This window comes from Ruegeria sp. CDSB013 (assembly GCF_059611165.1).
In genome coordinates, this window is sequence record NZ_JBXWPA010000003.1 from 39568 (window position 1) to 55836 (window position 16269).

Genomic DNA, 16269 nt, shown 5'->3' on the forward strand with positions numbered 1-16269 from the left:
TCCATGGCTCTGTCCCGCCGCACAGGTCAGCGTTTTCAGGGCTCGGTTTGGCCGGGTTTTGTTGACGCGATCACCGGGTTGCTGATGGTGCTGACCTTCGTTCTGACCATCTTTATGGTGGTGCAGTTCGTGTTGCGCGAAACCATTTCCGGGCAAGAAGACGAACTGACCGCTCTCTCGGATGAAGTCGCAGCGCTGGCCGGGGCGTTGGGATTGGAGGAGCGTGAGAATACCCGTCTGGAGGCCCGTCTTGGCGCGTTGAACACGACCCTGTCGCAAACTGAAGATACGCTGGCGCGGGCCGAAGTGGACCTTGCTCTGTCGCAGGCGCGTATCACGGATTTTGAGGCGCAGGTCGCCGCACTTTTGACGGATCAGGAGCGGGCACGCAGTGCAATTGCAACACTGGAATCCCAGCGTGCCAAGTTGCTGGAGGACCAAGAGGCGCTGAACCTCGCGCTGGCGCAAAGCCGGTCGGAGATCGATGAACAGGCCGAAGCCGCCCGGCTGGCAGCCGCCCAACGCGAGGCGTTGGAGGCGTTGGTTGCGGATCTCGAACAAAGCGATGCTGCGCAATCCACTCGGATCGGTGAACTGGAAAACCAACTCAGCGCGGAAGAAGCCGCCAAGCTTGCCGAGGCTGCCGCTGCCGAGAACCTCCGCAATCGTCTGCAGAATGCGGATGCCGAGTTGACGGCGATGACGCTGGCATTGGAAGCGCAGCGCAAAGAAGCTGAAGATACGCTGACCCTGCTTGCTGCCGCTCAAGCTGCCAGGGCCGAACTTGAGCGCCAGTTTGGTGCGCTGGACGCAGAGGAGTTGCAGGCGCAACTGCAAGCCGCTTTGGCTGCGCAGACCGAGGCGCAGGCCGAGGCACAATCGCAGCGATCATTAGCCGAAGAGCGTGCAAACCTATTGGCTGTGGCCCGTGAAGCGATCTCAGATGAGAAAACGATTTCCGCAAAAGCGCAGCGAGAGACGGCGTTGTTGAATCAACAGATGGCGGCGCTGCGCCAACAACTTGGCGGGTTGCAGGCGTTGTTGGACGACTATGAAGAACGCAACGCCGCTTCGGACATTCGAATTCAGACCCTGGGTCAGGACCTGAACGCAGCTTTGGCCCGCGCGGCCTCGGAAGAACGCCGTCGGCGTCTGTTGGAAGAGGCTGAGCGTGCCCGGCTGGAGGCCGAGGCCGAAGCTCTGTCTGGACAAAATCAGGAATTGGCGGCGCAGGCCGAGGACCTGCAGCGCTATCGGTCAGAGTTCTTTGGAAGATTGCGCGACGTCCTAGGGGATGAAGAAGGCGTTCGGATCGAAGGCGACCGTTTTGTATTCTCGTCCGAGGTCCTGTTTGACACGGGTTCGGCCGTTTTGTCACCGGCCGGGCAGCAGGACATCGCCAAGGTGGCAAATATCCTGCGCAGCGTGGCGGCTGAAATTCCCGAAGGCCTGAACTGGGTGATCCGCGTTGATGGTCACACTGATAACGTGCCGCTGGCCGGTTCCGGGCGCTATCGCGACAATTGGGAACTTAGTCAGGGTCGTGCCTTGTCCGTAGTGCGGTACATGGTCGATGCGCTGGGTATCCCGCCGAGCCGATTGGCCGCAAACGGTTTTGGTGAGTTCCAGCCCGTAAACCCGGCAGACACCCCGGAGGCCCGGGCGCAAAACCGCCGGATCGAGCTGAAACTCACCGAAAGGTAACCGAGACACTCGTTAAGAAACCCGGGTTAGCGACGACCGAACCGAAAGCTGCTATCGGGCTTGCCCGCAAAGCAGCGCGGGATGACCGGGTAACTTTCAGTCAGGAAATAGGCATACGTTCCAGATGGATATTCAGGCGAAACCGTAAAGGCTCCGTTACATTCATCCAGATTTCCGGCGCCTGCTACATAGGCGTAGTCCTCATTGAACGTGCCATCATGTTTTCCGTCGGGCGCGTTTCCTCCGGGGCGGTTGCCGTTCTTCAGACGGTAGGACGACTTAATTTGTGTCACTTTCCCATCCACAACGCCGGTCATCGCATAGATTGGGAAGCCGTCTGCCGCATATCCGATCAGCGGTGAATGTCGGTTGGGTGAATAATTCAGCAGCTCAATAAAACCGGTGGGAATGCCGTGATAATGGTATTTTCCATTGGGTTGAACGTGCGCATAGTTTTCGTCGAACCCCAAAGTAACCGCGCCCCCAAGCGCATTGTATGACCAGCCTGAGCGGGGATTGCCCTGCCAGAACTCAGCGGCCAGCGGGTCGAACACGACGCCGTTCAGAGACACACCAAAATTCCAACCCATTTCAAGCGGGGTGGTGGATCGATTGGATTTCGGGTTCGTCGGTACTTTCAAGTTGACGCGCTGCTCGGAAATGCTGTGCGGATTGCCTTGGTTCGGAAAGCGCCCGACAAGGTGATCGGGGATCCCGTTGGCCGAGACGCGTATACTTTTGCGGGTCTCAGAGATTTCAGAGTGGCTGTTGCCCGGATCAACCGTTGCGGCCTGCAGGCGCAATGGCTGCGTTTCCGTTTCGTCATGATACCGAAATCTATGCTGAGCGGTTGCTATGGCGGCAACGGCGGAAAGGGCGAATGCTACGCTCCAAACGGCGACGGTTTTGGTCATCAAAATCCCCTTTGCAATTCATCAGTGATAATGAAACGCGCAGGTTTGGCTGATCCGTCGAAAAAGTTTGTGGCCGAAACGAAATCGCCCGGTTGCTGAACAACCGGGCGATTAGACTTGTTAGGCGAATGCGGCGTCTTAATCCGCGGTCAAAAGCGGAGGTTTGTCGCCCGGAATTCTTGGCTGATCGGGGCCAAGGATATCCAGGTTCAAATCGCCTTTCTTGACAGACACGCGGACCACACCACCCTTCGCCAGCTTGCCGAACAGCAACTCCTCGGCCAGTGGTTTCTTGATGTGTTCCTGAATGACACGACCCAGAGGACGTGCACCCATCTTGTCGTCATACCCTTTTTCCGCCAGCCACGCGGCGGCTTTGGGGGTCAGATCGATGGTCACATTGCGATCCAGCAATTGCGCTTCAAGTTGCAGAACAAACTTCTCGACCACCTGTAGGATGACCTCTTTCGGTAGTGGCGCGAATGAGATCACGGCGTCCAGGCGGTTGCGGAATTCCGGCGTGAACATACGTTCGATTGCGGCCGTATCCTCGCCTTCGCGACGGTCACGTGCAAAGCCGATAGCCGCCTTGGCCTGTTCTTGCGCACCCGCGTTCGAGGTCATGATCAGCACCACGTTGCGGAAGTTCACCGTACGTCCATTGTGATCGGTCAGCTCGCCGTGGTCCATCACCTGCAACAGGATGTTGAACACGTCCGGATGGGCCTTTTCGATCTCATCCAGCAGCAGCACGCAATGCGGATGCTGGTCGACCCCGTCGGTCAGCAGACCGCCCTGATCAAAGCCTACATAGCCCGGAGGCGCGCCGATCAGACGGCTGACGGCGTGCTTCTCCATGTACTCGGACATGTCAAAGCGCAGTAGTTCCACACCCAGCGTATCCGCCAGCTGTTTCGCTACTTCGGTCTTACCCACACCGGTCGGGCCGGCGAACAGATAGTTACCGATGGGCTTTTCAGGTTCACGCAGACCGGCACGCGCCAGTTTGATCGCGCTCGACAGCGCCTCGATTGCGAGATCCTGGCCGAATACAACACGCTTCAACGAGGCCTCGAGGTCTTTCAGCACCTCGGCATCATCTTTGGTGACGTTCTTGGGCGGGATGCGGGCGATCTTGGCGACGACCGCCTCGATTTCCTTGACCCCGATGGTCTTGCGCCGTTTGCTCTCAGCCACCAGATGCTGCGCCGCACCGGCCTCATCGATTACGTCGATGGCCTTGTCGGGCAGTTTACGGTCGTTGATATAGCGGGCCGACAACTCCACCGCGGTCTTGATGGCATCGGCGGTATATTTGATCTCGTGATGCTCTTCGAAATAAGGCTTCAGACCGCGCAGGATTTTCACGCTGTCTTCGACCGAAGGCTCGCTCACGTCGATTTTCTGGAACCGGCGGCTTAGCGCGCGGTCCTTTTCAAAATGCTGACGGAATTCCTTGTATGTGGTCGAGCCCATGGTGCGCAGCTTGCCGCCCTGCAGGGCAGGTTTCAGCAGGTTCGACGCATCCATCGCGCCACCCGACGTTGCACCGGCACCGATCACGGTGTGAATTTCATCAATGAACAGCACCGCGTCGGGGTGGTCTTCCAATTCGGTCACAACCGCCTTCAGGCGTTCCTCAAAGTCGCCGCGATAGCGGGTACCTGCCAGCAGAGCACCCATGTCGAGAGAATAAATTGTGGTCTCAGACAGTACATCTGGCGCTTCGCCGCCAACAATCTTACGTGCCAGGCCTTCCGCAATAGCCGTCTTGCCCACGCCCGGGTCCCCAACCAACAGTGGGTTGTTCTTGCGGCGACGGCACAGGACCTGAATACAACGCTCAACCTCATCAGCTCGACCGATCAGCGGGTCGACATCGCCTGCGCGCGATTTAGCGTTCAGGTCAATGCAGTACTTCCCGAGCGCGCTTTCCTTCTGTTCGCCTTCGGTGACGCCAGGTTGAGCCTCTTCCTCGACCTGATCCGCGCCGGATACCGAGCGGTTTTCGCCGTAGGCAGGGTCTTTGGCCACGCCGTGCGCGATGAAGTTTACCGCGTCATAGCGCGTCATGTCCTGCTCTTGCAGGAAATAGGCGGCATTGCTTTCACGTTCGGCAAAGATGGCGACCAGAACGTTTGCGCCGGTCACTTCGGTCCGGCCCGAGCTTTGGACGTGGATCGCCGCGCGTTGTATGACGCGCTGGAAAGCGGCCGTTGGCACGGCCTCGGAACCGTCGATATCCGTGACCAGATTGGACAGGTCCTCGTCAATGAATTCAACCAGAGTGCTGCGCAGTTCTTCCAGATCGACGCTGCAGGCTTTCATGACGCGGATGGCGTCAGGTTCTTCCAGTAACGCCAGAAGCAGATGCTCTAGCGTGGCAAATTCATGACGCCGTTCATTCGCAGCTGCCAAGGCCGCGTGGATGGCTTGTTCTAATGTGCTCGAGAATGAAGGCACGCGGGTGCTCCTCTGTCTTGGGTCGAAAGGGGCAGGCTTCGGCCGGAACCCCATCCCAACCATGTCCTCATACTATTAGAGTTTGGTTGATCGTGGCCCGGCTTCAAGGGTTTTCTTGCTCTTGACAGTCACATTTCACGTGACCGTGGCCGTGAGGAAGGCAATTTGGGTACTAGAAGCTGTCTTTTCTAGTCCGAATTTCAGCAAAAACTTCTGCGGGGTCTGAATTTTGCATTCCCAAATGCGCCTGAATCGCCGGATCTGCGGCCCGCAAGAACGGGTTTGTGGCCTTTTCCAGCGCCATCGTCGAAGGAACCGTGGGTTCGCCAGCAGCGCGCGCGCGGTTGATATCATCAGCGCGTTTTTGCAGCGCAGCATTGGTTGGATCGACGGTCAACGCGAATTTTGCGTTTGATTGCGTGTATTCGTGGCCCGAGCATACGATTGTCTCATCGGGAAGCGCGGCCAGCTTGCTGAGAGAAGCCCACATCTGTGGTGCCGTGCCTTCGAACAAGCGCCCACACCCCAAAGCCATGAGGCTGTCTGCTGTGAAAACAACTGCGCTGTCCGGCATGTAAAAGGCGACATGGCCAACAGTATGGCCGGACACATCCAGCACCCGAATCTGCTCGCTTCCGAATTCAAACGTATCGCCGTCACTGACCTGCTGATCCAGCGGGGGCAGGCGGTACGCATCGGCAGCCGCGCCAACAACTTTGGCCGGGTGTTTTTCCAAAATGGCAGACAGGCCATCCACATGGTCCCAATGGTGATGGGTTAGAAGAACATGGGATAATGTCCAGCCGCGCTTGTCCAACTCGGCCAGAACGGGTCCGGCTTCGGGCGCGTCGACCAGTGCGGTATTGCCGCTTGCGGCGTCATGCGCCAGAAATGCGTAATTGTCGCTGAGACATGGGATGGTGACGACCTCAAGAGGCATGGCCTTTTGCCCTTTCGTTGCTAGACTGCGCCCAGCTAAGCCGATTGACCAGGTGTCTGCAATGCATCTTGATGTGCAGGATTTGAGGAACTTCTACTATCGCAGCACTCTGGGTCGTGCCGCGCAAGCGGCGATCCGTGGGCGATTGATCGAGCAATGGCCCGAGGCCAAGGGACAAACGGTTGCAGGATTCGGCTTCGCGGTTCCATTGCTGCGTCCTTATCTTGCGGACGCCCGCCGCGTGATCGGTTTGATGCCAGGCCCGCAAGGCGTCATGCCCTGGCCCGCCGGAATGCCCAATGTGTCGGTTCTGACCGAAGAAACCCTGTGGCCGATTGAAACAGGTCATGTCGACAAGCTGATTGTGATGCACGGGCTTGAAACCTCGCAGCGGCCCAGCCAATTGCTAAATGAGTGCTGGCGCGTGTTGGGGCCAGGGGGGCGCGCATTCTTTGTTGTGCCCAATCGGGCTGGTTTGTGGTCTCGGACGGATAAGACCCCGTTTGGCTTTGGCCGACCGTACACAGCCTCGCAGCTGGAAAGTCAGCTCAAGGCGCATCACTTCATCCCGGAAAGCCATTGCTCGGCTCTGTATCTGCCGCCATCATTCCGCCGTTTCTGGCTGAAGTCGGCGAGCCTGATCGAAAAGACTGGCCAAAGGCTGCCAACAGTCATGGCAGGCGGAGTGCTTATGGTTGAGGTGACAAAACACATCCGACCGCCCAGCGGCAGTGTTGCAAAGGATGCCGAACGTCGTCCGATAAAGGCGCTTGATGGCCTTCTGAAACCAGCCTGAGCAGCCCGGTCATTTCCCCTCTTCAATTCGCAAAAATTGAGGGAAAAAGGACACAGGAATCGCAAAAACCTACACTTTCGTAACATTTTTCGTCTGTTTCAGCCGGATAAAAGGGTCGCACCCTCCTTAAGTAATTGAAATTGAACATTTTGTGGATAAACCTGTTGCCGTGATAATATATTGCTAGCTGGGTTCGGCTCTGCTACATCCCCGGTGATTTTGATCCCCGACCGTCTGGCCGGGGTTTCTTCACGCCCCCGGGGTAGCTGCCGCAACGCGAATTCGGGGCCCAAAATATCGGAAGGGTGGACGTGTCCGAACCAGCTTCGATTTCCACAGGCATTGCCAAGCGCTATGCCACCGCGATCTTTGAGATCGCCAAAGAGAATAATGACCTCGCAGGTCTGGAAACCGGAATCAACGATCTGGCAGCAGCACTGGGCGAAAGCGCCGAACTGCGCGACCTGATCGCATCGCCTCTGGTTTCGCGTGCCGAACAAGAAGGCGCCATTACCGCAATCGCTGACAAAATGGGTTTGCACGCTATCATGCGTAACACGCTGGCTCTGATGGCACAGAAGCGCCGTCTGTTCGTCGTTCCCGAGTTGGTGCAGGTTCTGCGCGACATGCTGGCGGACGAACGTGGCGAAGTGACCGCCGATGTCGCGTCGGCCAAAGCGCTGACCAAGACACAACTGGAAAAACTGTCCAAGACGCTGTCCGAGCGTGTGGGCAAGACCGTGACAATAAATGCGACCGTTGATGAAAGCCTCATTGGCGGTCTTGTCGTTAAAGTGGGCTCGAAGATGATCGATAGCTCGATCCGTTCGAAGCTCAACTCCCTACAGAATGCAATGAAAGAGGTCGGATAAATGGGAATCCAAGCTGCAGAGATTTCTGCAATCCTGAAGGACCAGATCAAGAATTTTGGTCAGGAAGCCGAAGTGGCCGAAATCGGTCGCGTGCTGAGCGTCGGTGACGGGATTGCCCGCGTATACGGTCTGGACAATGTGCAAGCGGGTGAGATGGTCGAATTCCCCGGCGGCATCATGGGCATGGCGCTGAACCTGGAAAGCGACAACGTTGGTGTCGTTATCTTCGGTTCCGACCGTGACATCAAAGAAGGTGACATCGTCAAGCGCACCAACTCGATCGTGGACGTTCCGATTGGTAACGGTCTGCTGGGTCGTGTTGTTGACGGTCTGGGTAACCCGCTGGACGGCAAAGGCCCCATCGAATCCACCGAGCGTGGCGTTGCTGACGTCAAAGCACCGGGCATCATCCCGCGTAAATCGGTTCACGAGCCGATGGCAACCGGCCTGAAGTCGGTTGACGCCATGATCCCGATTGGCCGTGGCCAGCGGGAACTGATCATTGGTGACCGTCAGACCGGTAAAACTGCCGTTGCTCTGGACGCGATCCTGAACCAGAAAACCTACAACGATGCAGCAGGCGACGACGAGTCGAAGAAGCTGTACTGCGTTTACGTTGCGATCGGCCAAAAGCGTTCGACCGTTGCGCAGCTGGTGAAGAAACTGGAAGAGTCCGGCGCGATTGACTACTCGATCGTTGTGGCCGCAACCGCGTCCGACCCGGCGCCGATGCAGTTCCTGGCACCCTATGCCGCAACCGCAATGGCCGAATTCTTCCGCGACAATGGCCGCCACGCACTGATCATCTATGATGACCTGTCGAAACAGGCTGTGTCCTATCGTCAGATGTCGCTGCTGCTGCGTCGCCCGCCCGGACGTGAAGCTTATCCTGGCGACGTTTTCTATCTCCACTCCCGCCTGCTGGAGCGTTCGGCGAAGCTGAACGAAGACTTTGGTGCTGGCTCGCTGACCGCTCTGCCGGTTATCGAAACGCAAGGTGGTGACGTTTCGGCGTTTATTCCGACCAACGTGATCTCGATCACCGACGGCCAGATCTTCCTGGAAACCGAACTGTTCTATCAGGGCATCCGTCCTGCTGTGAACACCGGTCTGTCGGTTTCGCGTGTGGGCTCTTCGGCTCAGACCAACTCGATGAAGTCGGTTGCCGGTCCGGTTAAGCTGGAACTGGCTCAGTACCGCGAAATGGCTGCGTTTGCGCAGTTTGGTTCCGACCTTGACGCCGCGACCCAGCAGTTGCTGAACCGTGGTGCGCGTCTGACCGAGCTGATGAAACAGCCGCAATACTCGCCACTGACCAACGCTGAAATCGTCTGCGTCATCTTCGCCGGCACCAACGGTTACCTCGACAAGATCGACGTGTCCGATGTTGGCCGTTACGAAGCTGGCCTGCTGGCGCACCTGCGCGGCAAGCACGCCGACCTGCTTCAGTGGATCACCGACGAAGATCCCAAGATCAAGGGCGACGCTTCCGACAAGATCAAGGCTGCGCTGGACGAATACGCCGCAACCTTCGCTTAAGGGAGAGGCGGGCACATGCCAAATCTTAAGGATCTTAAAAACAGGATCGAGTCGGTCAAATCGACCCGCAAGATCACCAAGGCCATGCAGATGGTCGCGGCTGCAAAACTGCGCCGCGCCCAGGAATCTGCCGAAGCCTCTCGTCCCTATGCCGAACGGTTCAATGCCGTGATGGCGGGGCTGGCGGCATCGGTCGGGGGCAGCGACAGCGCCCCCAAGCTGCTCCGTGGTACGGGCAGTGATGATGTCCATCTGCTGGTTGTCATGACAGCTGAACGCGGCCTGTGTGGCGGCTTCAACTCGAGTATCGCCAAGCTGGCCCGTGTCAAAGCGGAAGAGCTGCGCCTGAAAGGCAAGACGGTCAAGGTTTTGACTGTCGGCAAGAAGGGCCGCGACGCGCTCAAGCGTGATCTTGGCGATCTGTTCGTTGGACATATCGACCTGAGCGAGGTCAAGCGTCTGGGTTACACCAACGCGCAAGACATCGCGAAGGATGTTCTGTCCCGCTTCGACGGGGGTCAGTTCGACGTTGCCACGATCTTCTATTCGAAGTTCGTCAACGTTGTGACCCAGATCCCGACGGCACAACAGGTTATCCCTGCCTCGTTCGAGGACACCGAGGGCGACGACAGTGGTGCCGTGTTCGACTACGAGCCCAGCGAAGAGGCTATTCTGGCCGACCTGCTGCCCAAGGGGGTTGCGACTGCAATCTTCTCGGCTCTGCTCGAAAACGGAGCCTCGGAACAGGGTGCACGTATGTCCGCGATGGACAACGCAACACGCAACGCGGGTGAGATGATCGACAAGCTGACGATCCAGTTCAACCGTTCGCGTCAGGCCGTGATCACCAACGAGCTGATTGAAATTATTTCCGGCGCCGAAGCGCTGTAGAGACAAACCGGAGACGAAACATGGCGAATGCAAAAGGCAAAGTCACACAGATCATCGGGGCCGTCGTCGACGTGCACTTCGAAGATCAGCTGCCTGAAATTCTGAACGCGCTGGAAACCACCAACAACGGCAAGCGCCTCGTGTTGGAAGTTGCTCAGCACTTGGGTGAAAACACTGTCCGCACCATCGCGATGGACGCAACCGAAGGTCTGGTCCGCGGCGAGGCTGTAACCGACATGGGCGCACCGATCTCGGTTCCCGTTGGTAACGCCACTCTGGGCCGCATCCTGAACGTTGTTGGCGACCCCATCGACGAAAAGGGCCCGGTTGAGGCAACCGAATCCCGCGCAATTCACCAGCCTGCGCCGACCTTCGCAGAACAGTCGACCGAGTCGGAAGTTCTGGTCACAGGCATCAAGGTTGTTGACCTTTTGGCCCCTTACGCCAAAGGCGGTAAGATCGGCCTGTTCGGCGGTGCCGGCGTTGGTAAAACCGTTTTGATCATGGAACTGATCAACAACATCGCAAAAGTGCACTCGGGCTTCTCGGTGTTCGCGGGTGTTGGTGAACGGACCCGTGAAGGAAACGACCTGTACCACGAGATGATCGAATCGAACGTCATCAAGCCTGACAACCTGTCGGAATCGCAGGTTGCCCTGGTTTACGGCCAGATGAACGAACCTCCGGGAGCACGTGCGCGTGTTGCTCTGACCGGCCTGACCCTGGCCGAGCAGTTCCGCGACCAGTCCGGTACCGACGTTCTGTTCTTCGTCGACAACATCTTCCGCTTCACGCAGGCGGGTTCCGAGGTTTCGGCTCTGCTGGGTCGTATTCCTTCGGCGGTGGGCTACCAGCCGACACTGGCCACCGACATGGGCGCCCTGCAGGAACGCATCACCTCGACCAAGTCGGGTTCGATCACATCCGTTCAGGCGATCTACGTGCCTGCGGATGACCTTACCGACCCTGCACCGGCAACTTCGTTTGCTCACTTGGACGCGACCACCGTTCTTAACCGTGCGATCTCGGAAAAGGGTATCTACCCGGCGGTTGACCCGCTCGACTCGACTTCGCGTCTGCTCGACCCGGCCATCGTTGGTGAAGAGCACTACAAGGTTGCGACCGACGTTCAGCAGATCCTCCAGCGCTACAAGTCGCTGCAGGACATCATCGCCATCCTCGGCATGGACGAACTGTCGGAAGAGGACAAGCTGACCGTGGCCCGTGCCCGTAAGATCGAACGCTTCATGTCGCAGCCGTTCGACGTGGCACAGGTCTTCACCGGCTCGCCCGGCGTTCAGGTTCCTCTGGATGTCACCATCGCGTCGTTCAAGGCCGTTGTGGCTGGCGAATACGATCACCTGCCCGAGGCAGCCTTCCTGATGGTTGGCGGCATCGACGACGTGATCGCCAAAGCGGAGAAGATGGCCGCAGAAGCTGCCTAAGGAGCAAACCTGATGGCAAACACGATGCAATTTGACCTCGTCAGCCCCGAGCGAAGCCTTGCTTCGCTCAGCGCGACCGCGGTCCAGCTTCCCGGCGCGGACGGGGACATGACGGCGATGCCTGATCATGCCCCCACCATCACGACGCTGCGCCCGGGCATCCTGAAGGTCGAGGCACCCCAAGGGTCCAGTGAATATCTGGTCACCGGCGGGTTTGCTCAGATCAATGGCGATGGCCTGTCGGTTCTGGCCGAAAAAGCCATTCCGGTCGCCGAAGTGACACGGTCGCATCTGGACGATCTGGTCGCCGAGGCGCGTGCTTCGCACGAAGCAGCCAAGGCAGGCGATGATCAGACAATTGTCGATGACGCTGCCAAACTGCTGGCCGACATGGAAGCCCTTGGAACGCATATGAGCCTGTAAGGCCATTCGCGTTCTATTGATAAAAACGGCCCCATTGTTTGGGGCCGTTTTTTTGTGGAGTTTTAGTGACGTACCGGGTTAACCTCTGGTGGATATTAAAAAAGATGAATGAATGAAAAAATTTCTTACCCATCCTGTTGGTATTGATCAGGGCGACGTGGTGTTATTTTCTGAGTTTGCCGAAGGCGGAGAAATGTGGACCGGCGAAGGACCGCGTGAACGCTGTTCCAAGATAAGTTTCAGCGAGGCTTTCCGCGAACCACCTGTAGTTCAAGTCAGCGTTTCACTGTGGGACGTAGATACTTCTTCTGCGTTGCGGGCCGAAGTGAAAGCACAAAATGTCACAACCGAAGGTTTCACAGCCGTATTTAAAACTTGGTCGGATACCCGTATCGCACGCATAAGGGTGACTTGGACGGCCTTCGGGGAAGTGTCGTACGCGGACGATTGGACAATAAACTAGGGGATTCCTATGTTTTAAATTAGCCTCTCTCCGTAATCATAGACTTCGTCAATCAAACGAGATTGGGTTTCAAGAGAAACAAAACTGAATACGAGCCGAACGATAGGATGACTTTGGGGGTCGGAAAGTTAATGCAATTCGAGTTACCGAACGAGATACAAACTGCGGATACAATCGAAGAAGCAGCTAAGTTGTTAGGTGTCTTACTCGAACTTGAGGCTCCGGCACCTTTGACTGTGACGAGACGTGCAATTGAAGACCCAAGTTTTGCCCGCGTTTTGATGGCGACGCGCAAATTGCGTCATGTTCGCGATAACTTGTTGTCTGAGCAAAAGCCTGGCTCAATGAAGTTGGTTAAGAAAGCTTCGAACAGTATCTTAAAGTGGGGAATGGATGGGCTAAAGCCTGCGAGGCCTTGGGTCATTGAAAAAAGGCTTGCGGCCTGCCGAGCCTGTGCGCATCAGGTACCTGCGCCAAACAATCTGGTATATCGCGGAACGAAAGTAGTAGTTGGGAAAGACGCAAAAATTTGTGAGATTTGCGAGTGTCTCACGAACACAAAGGCGGCCCTAAGTACGGAACGTTGCCCATTGCAAGATCCAGACAACCCAAGCTTGTCCAAATGGGGCGAGGATTGGGTTCCTCCCAATAAACACCCGAAAGGGCCATGGTGAAGCGGTTCAGTGTAAAGGTAAATTCCATCGTCTTGGGAAAAGTACCGATTTTTTTAGTATTTCAAAAAACTTGGGTTATCCAACGCCTCCTGTTGCAGCGCAGTCTTACTGACCAATCATGTCCACACGGGTTGCGTGACGACCGCCTTCGAACTCGGCCTCCAGAAACGCATCTACGATATCCAGGGCCTGACCTTCACCCACGACACGCGCGCCAATCGATAACATGTTGGCGTTGTTGTGCGCGCGGATCATGCGGGCCGAAAAGGCGTCAGAACATACGCCACAGCGAATGCCGGGAACCTTGTTGGCCGCCATCATGATCCCCTGACCCGTACCACATAGGACGATCCCAAGCTGGCAATCACCAGCAGCAACAGCCTGAGCTGCGGCTTTTCCGTGGATAGGGTAGTGTGTGCTTTCAGGCGTTTTGGGGCCGATGTCGACGACCTCCCAGCCTTGCGCTGCGATGTGGTCGGCGACCGCTTGGCGCAGCTCGATAGCCGCGTGGTCGCTGGAAAGAATTATGCGTTTTGAGGCTGTCACGGGTACGTCCTGTCTTGCTGTGTTGACAAAAAAGGGCGGCTGTTACGCCGCCCAACTCGGTCAATCCATGTGATACATCGACTCGTAGATCGGTGTCAGAGTCTTATCCTCGAACAATGAAGACACGCTTGTCCCGTTCCAGATGTTCAGGATCGCCTGCGTAAAGATTGGCGCAGTCGGCACAATGCGGATGTTCTTGGCGTTGGTGATCTCTTTGGTGGGCTGGATCGTGTCGGTCAGCACCAGAGATTTCATCACCGAATTTGTCACACGTTCGACCGCCGGGCCGCTCATGACACCGTGGGTGATATAGGAGTGCACTTCTTTCGCGCCGTTATCCAGCAGTACCTGAGCGGCCTTGCATAGCGTACCGGCGGTGTCGCACATGTCGTCGACAATCAGGCAGATCTTGTCTTTGACGTCGCCAATCACTGTCATCTCGGCCACTTCGCCAGCCTTTTCGCGGCGTTTGTCTACGATCGACAGGGGGGCGTTGATGCGCTTGGCAAGCTCACGCGCTCGGGCCACGCCGCCTACGTCAGGTGATACGACCATAAGCTCGTCCAGATTGTTCTGGAACTGGTGTTTCACATCCAACGCAAAAATCGGCGAGGCGTAGAGGTTGTCGACGGGCATGTCGAAGAACCCCTGAATCTGCGCTGCGTGCAGGTCCATTGTCAGGATCCGTTCGATCCCTGCACCGGTCAGCATGTTGGCCACCAGCTTGGCGCTGATCGGCGTCCGTGCCTTGGTGCGGCGGTCCTGACGGGCGTAACCAAAATAGGGGATCACGGCGGTGATACGCTGTGCGGAAGAACGACGCAGCGCATCAGCGATGATCAGCAGCTCCATCAGGTTGTCATTCGCCGGATTCGACGTCGGTTGGACAATGAACATATCCTCACCGCGCACGTTCTCGAACACTTCGACGAAAATCTCGCCGTCATTGAAGCGTTCGACCCGCGCATCGACAAGATTCTGATCGACGCCGCGATACAGGCTCATGCGTCGCGAGATGGATTCGGCAAGAGGAAGGTTGGCGTTCCCAGCGATAAGCTTGGGTTCGTTGAGTGTCGGCATCGGCTGAGGTCCCCGGGCAGCAATGGCAATGTGACAGATTCGTGATGTTGACACCGCTTAGCACGGGTCTAACGTCCAGCAAAGATAACGCAGCGGAGAAAGTGCAGATGACCCAGATTGACTACTATTTTGCGACACTCTCGCCCTATACCTACCTTGCAGGTATGCGGTTGGAAGAGGTGGCGGCGAAACATGGCGCGAAGATCAACTACAAACCGCTGGATATTGTCGCCCTGTTTGGGCGCACGGGGGGCACTCCTCCGAAAGACCGCCATATTTCGCGGATCGAATATCGGGCTCAGGAACTACAGCGACAGTCCAAACAGCTTGGTATGGAGTTCAATCTGCAACCCGCGCATTGGCCAACCAATGCGGCACCATCGTCCTATGCGATCATCGCTGCAATCAAGGATGGATCAGGGGATGTCGGCAAACTTGCGCATTCTTTCGTGCGGGCCTGTTGGGCCGAGGAGAAAGACATCGCGCAGGATGATGTGATCCGCGATTGCCTAACGCAGGCCGGTTTTGATCCAGGGCTGGCGGATAGCGGCCTTCTGGTGGGCGCGGAAACTTATGCCGCCAATCTGGAAGAGGCCGTGGACCGCGGTGTATTTGGCGCGCCGTTTTATATTACCGAAGATGATCAGCGGTTCTGGGGGCAGGACCGGCTGGATGATCTGGATCGTCATTTGTCGGAACTGAAGGGGTGAGGGACACCCCCCTGGCAGACAACACTTTTGTCAGAACGTTGGGGCAGGGCGCGCGCGAGGTGCTCGCCCTGCACTGCACAATCGCGCATTCCGGGGCTTGGTCGGGGCTGGCGACGGCTCTAGAGGGCGAGGCGACATTTACGGCCCCCGACATGCCGTCCCATGGCCGCAGTTCCGATTGGGACGGGAGAGGGGATTTCTTTGACCAAGTGATCCAACTGTCGGCCGCGCATCTGACCGAACCGATGGACGTGATTGGGCATTCCTTCGGTGGAATGCTTGCCCTTCGGTTGGCTGTCGAATTTCCGGACCTGGTCCGCAGTGCGGTCCTGATCGAGCCTGTGTTCTTTGCGGTTGCGATTCAGGACACGCCCGATTTGGTGCGGCAACATGATGAAGAGGCGAAACCTGTCTCTGATGCGCTCGCGGCCGGAAATTTTGAGCAGGCCGCCCGTTTGTTCAACCGGATGTGGGGCGTGCAGGACGGACCACGATGGCCCGATTTGCCTGAACGAACCCGCGCGGGAATGATCCGCGGTATTCACGTTGTGCCCGCCGTTGATGACGCTTTGTTCCTTGATCAGAAGGGGATATTGAACCCTGGCGTTCTGGACCGCGCATCCATGCCGGTTCTGATCCTCAGCGGGTCTGAGACGCACCCCGTCATGCCCGCGATCGGAGAAGGTCTTGCCCGGCGGCTTCCCAATGCCAGAACGGGCGTTGTTTCGGGTGCTGATCACATGGTCCCAATCACGCACCCGGATCAGACGGCTGCTGTCATTCGAAAGTTTTGGGGTGGTCTATCCTGA

The 16269-nt window shown here is 57.3% G+C and carries 16 protein-coding genes; 11 read left to right on the forward strand and 5 right to left on the reverse strand.

Features of this window, described 5'->3' with window-relative positions:
- The first annotated feature begins 3 nt into the window (after positions 1–3).
- The gene (locus tag AC2FJF_RS06350) at positions 4–1704 is read left to right on the forward strand and encodes a peptidoglycan -binding protein (RefSeq protein ID WP_496723957.1); all 1701 of its coding nucleotides are present in this window, start codon (positions 4–6) and stop codon (positions 1702–1704) included.
- Positions 1705–1730: 26 nt separating this feature from the next.
- Here AC2FJF_RS06350 and AC2FJF_RS06355 read toward each other — a convergent pair whose 3' ends face one another.
- The 3 genes from AC2FJF_RS06355 to gloB form a co-directional block, all read right to left on the reverse strand.
- Positions 1731–2618 (reverse strand): YHYH protein, encoded by an 888-nt coding sequence (locus AC2FJF_RS06355; protein ID WP_496723959.1) that lies wholly within the window; start codon positions 2616–2618, stop codon positions 1731–1733.
- A gap of 138 nt (positions 2619–2756) precedes the next feature.
- On the reverse strand, positions 2757–5081 hold the full coding sequence (gene clpA, locus AC2FJF_RS06360) for an ATP-dependent Clp protease ATP-binding subunit ClpA (protein WP_058275504.1): 2325 nt from the start codon (positions 5079–5081) through the stop codon (positions 2757–2759).
- 172 nt (positions 5082–5253) lie between these two features.
- Positions 5254–6021 carry a hydroxyacylglutathione hydrolase gene (gene gloB / locus AC2FJF_RS06365; protein ID WP_496723961.1) on the reverse strand — a complete coding sequence of 256 codons (768 nt, stop codon included), beginning with the start codon at positions 6019–6021 and terminating at the stop codon, positions 5254–5256.
- Positions 6022–6082: 61 nt separating this feature from the next.
- Here gloB and AC2FJF_RS06370 point away from each other — a divergent pair, with 61 nt between their 5' ends.
- The 8 genes from AC2FJF_RS06370 (at position 6083) to AC2FJF_RS06405 (ending at position 13124) form a co-directional block, all read left to right on the forward strand.
- Positions 6083–6817 (forward strand): class I SAM-dependent methyltransferase, encoded by a 735-nt coding sequence (locus tag AC2FJF_RS06370; RefSeq protein WP_109313357.1) that lies wholly within the window; start codon positions 6083–6085, stop codon positions 6815–6817.
- A gap of 311 nt (positions 6818–7128) precedes the next feature.
- Complete coding sequence (locus AC2FJF_RS06375; RefSeq protein WP_058276054.1) at positions 7129–7689, forward strand: F0F1 ATP synthase subunit delta; 561 nt, start codon at positions 7129–7131, stop codon at positions 7687–7689.
- Positions 7690–9228 carry a F0F1 ATP synthase subunit alpha gene (atpA, locus tag AC2FJF_RS06380; RefSeq protein WP_058275507.1) on the forward strand — a complete coding sequence of 513 codons (1539 nt, stop codon included), beginning with the start codon at positions 7690–7692 and terminating at the stop codon, positions 9226–9228.
- A 15-nt stretch (positions 9229–9243) separates the two neighbouring features.
- On the forward strand, positions 9244–10119 hold the full coding sequence (locus tag AC2FJF_RS06385; protein ID WP_496723962.1) for a F0F1 ATP synthase subunit gamma: 876 nt from the start codon (positions 9244–9246) through the stop codon (positions 10117–10119).
- A gap of 20 nt (positions 10120–10139) precedes the next feature.
- A complete protein-coding gene (atpD, locus tag AC2FJF_RS06390) occupies positions 10140–11564 on the forward strand; it encodes a F0F1 ATP synthase subunit beta (RefSeq protein ID WP_108859264.1) in 1425 nt (474 codons plus the stop codon).
- 12 nt (positions 11565–11576) lie between these two features.
- Positions 11577–11987 (forward strand): F0F1 ATP synthase subunit epsilon, encoded by a 411-nt coding sequence (locus tag AC2FJF_RS06395; RefSeq protein WP_496696191.1) that lies wholly within the window; start codon positions 11577–11579, stop codon positions 11985–11987.
- A gap of 112 nt (positions 11988–12099) precedes the next feature.
- Entirely contained in the window at positions 12100–12450 is a 351-nt protein-coding gene (locus tag AC2FJF_RS06400) for an H-type lectin domain-containing protein (RefSeq protein WP_496723964.1), read from the forward strand.
- Positions 12451–12557: 107 nt separating this feature from the next.
- Positions 12558–13124, forward strand: a complete 567-nt coding sequence (locus AC2FJF_RS06405) for a hypothetical protein (RefSeq protein ID WP_496723966.1) — start codon at positions 12558–12560, stop codon at positions 13122–13124.
- Between the two features lie 105 nt (positions 13125–13229).
- Here AC2FJF_RS06405 and rpiB read toward each other — a convergent pair whose 3' ends face one another.
- Positions 13230–13670 carry a ribose 5-phosphate isomerase B gene (gene rpiB / locus AC2FJF_RS06410; RefSeq protein ID WP_496723968.1) on the reverse strand — a complete coding sequence of 147 codons (441 nt, stop codon included), beginning with the start codon at positions 13668–13670 and terminating at the stop codon, positions 13230–13232.
- A gap of 60 nt (positions 13671–13730) precedes the next feature.
- Complete coding sequence (locus tag AC2FJF_RS06415) at positions 13731–14750, reverse strand: ribose-phosphate pyrophosphokinase (protein WP_496723970.1); 1020 nt, start codon at positions 14748–14750, stop codon at positions 13731–13733.
- A gap of 107 nt (positions 14751–14857) precedes the next feature.
- Here AC2FJF_RS06415 and AC2FJF_RS06420 point away from each other — a divergent pair, with 107 nt between their 5' ends.
- A complete protein-coding gene (locus tag AC2FJF_RS06420) occupies positions 14858–15460 on the forward strand; it encodes a 2-hydroxychromene-2-carboxylate isomerase (protein WP_496723972.1) in 603 nt (200 codons plus the stop codon).
- Entirely contained in the window at positions 15457–16269 is an 813-nt protein-coding gene (locus AC2FJF_RS06425) for an alpha/beta fold hydrolase (RefSeq protein ID WP_496723974.1), read from the forward strand. The genes AC2FJF_RS06420 and AC2FJF_RS06425 overlap by 4 nt, the downstream gene beginning before the upstream one ends.

Bases quoted from the DNA above. Each gene is read 5' to 3' on its own strand.
- AC2FJF_RS06350 (WP_496723957.1), top strand. From the start codon at position 4: ATGGCTCTGTCCCGCCGCACAGGTCAGCGTTTTCAGGGCTCGGTTTGG.
- AC2FJF_RS06355 (WP_496723959.1), bottom strand. From the start codon at position 2,618: ATGACCAAAACCGTCGCCGTTTGGAGCGTAGCATTCGCCCTTTCCGCC.
- gloB (WP_496723961.1), bottom strand. From the start codon at position 6,021: ATGCCTCTTGAGGTCGTCACCATCCCATGTCTCAGCGACAATTACGCA.
- AC2FJF_RS06370 (WP_109313357.1), top strand. From the start codon at position 6,083: ATGCATCTTGATGTGCAGGATTTGAGGAACTTCTACTATCGCAGCACT.
- atpA (WP_058275507.1), top strand. From the start codon at position 7,690: ATGGGAATCCAAGCTGCAGAGATTTCTGCAATCCTGAAGGACCAGATC.
- AC2FJF_RS06385 (WP_496723962.1), top strand. From the start codon at position 9,244: ATGCCAAATCTTAAGGATCTTAAAAACAGGATCGAGTCGGTCAAATCG.
- atpD (WP_108859264.1), top strand. From the start codon at position 10,140: ATGGCGAATGCAAAAGGCAAAGTCACACAGATCATCGGGGCCGTCGTC.
- AC2FJF_RS06395 (WP_496696191.1), top strand. From the start codon at position 11,577: ATGGCAAACACGATGCAATTTGACCTCGTCAGCCCCGAGCGAAGCCTT.
- AC2FJF_RS06400 (WP_496723964.1), top strand. From the start codon at position 12,100: ATGAAAAAATTTCTTACCCATCCTGTTGGTATTGATCAGGGCGACGTG.
- AC2FJF_RS06405 (WP_496723966.1), top strand. From the start codon at position 12,558: ATGACTTTGGGGGTCGGAAAGTTAATGCAATTCGAGTTACCGAACGAG.
- AC2FJF_RS06415 (WP_496723970.1), bottom strand. From the start codon at position 14,750: ATGCCGACACTCAACGAACCCAAGCTTATCGCTGGGAACGCCAACCTT.
- AC2FJF_RS06420 (WP_496723972.1), top strand. From the start codon at position 14,858: ATGACCCAGATTGACTACTATTTTGCGACACTCTCGCCCTATACCTAC.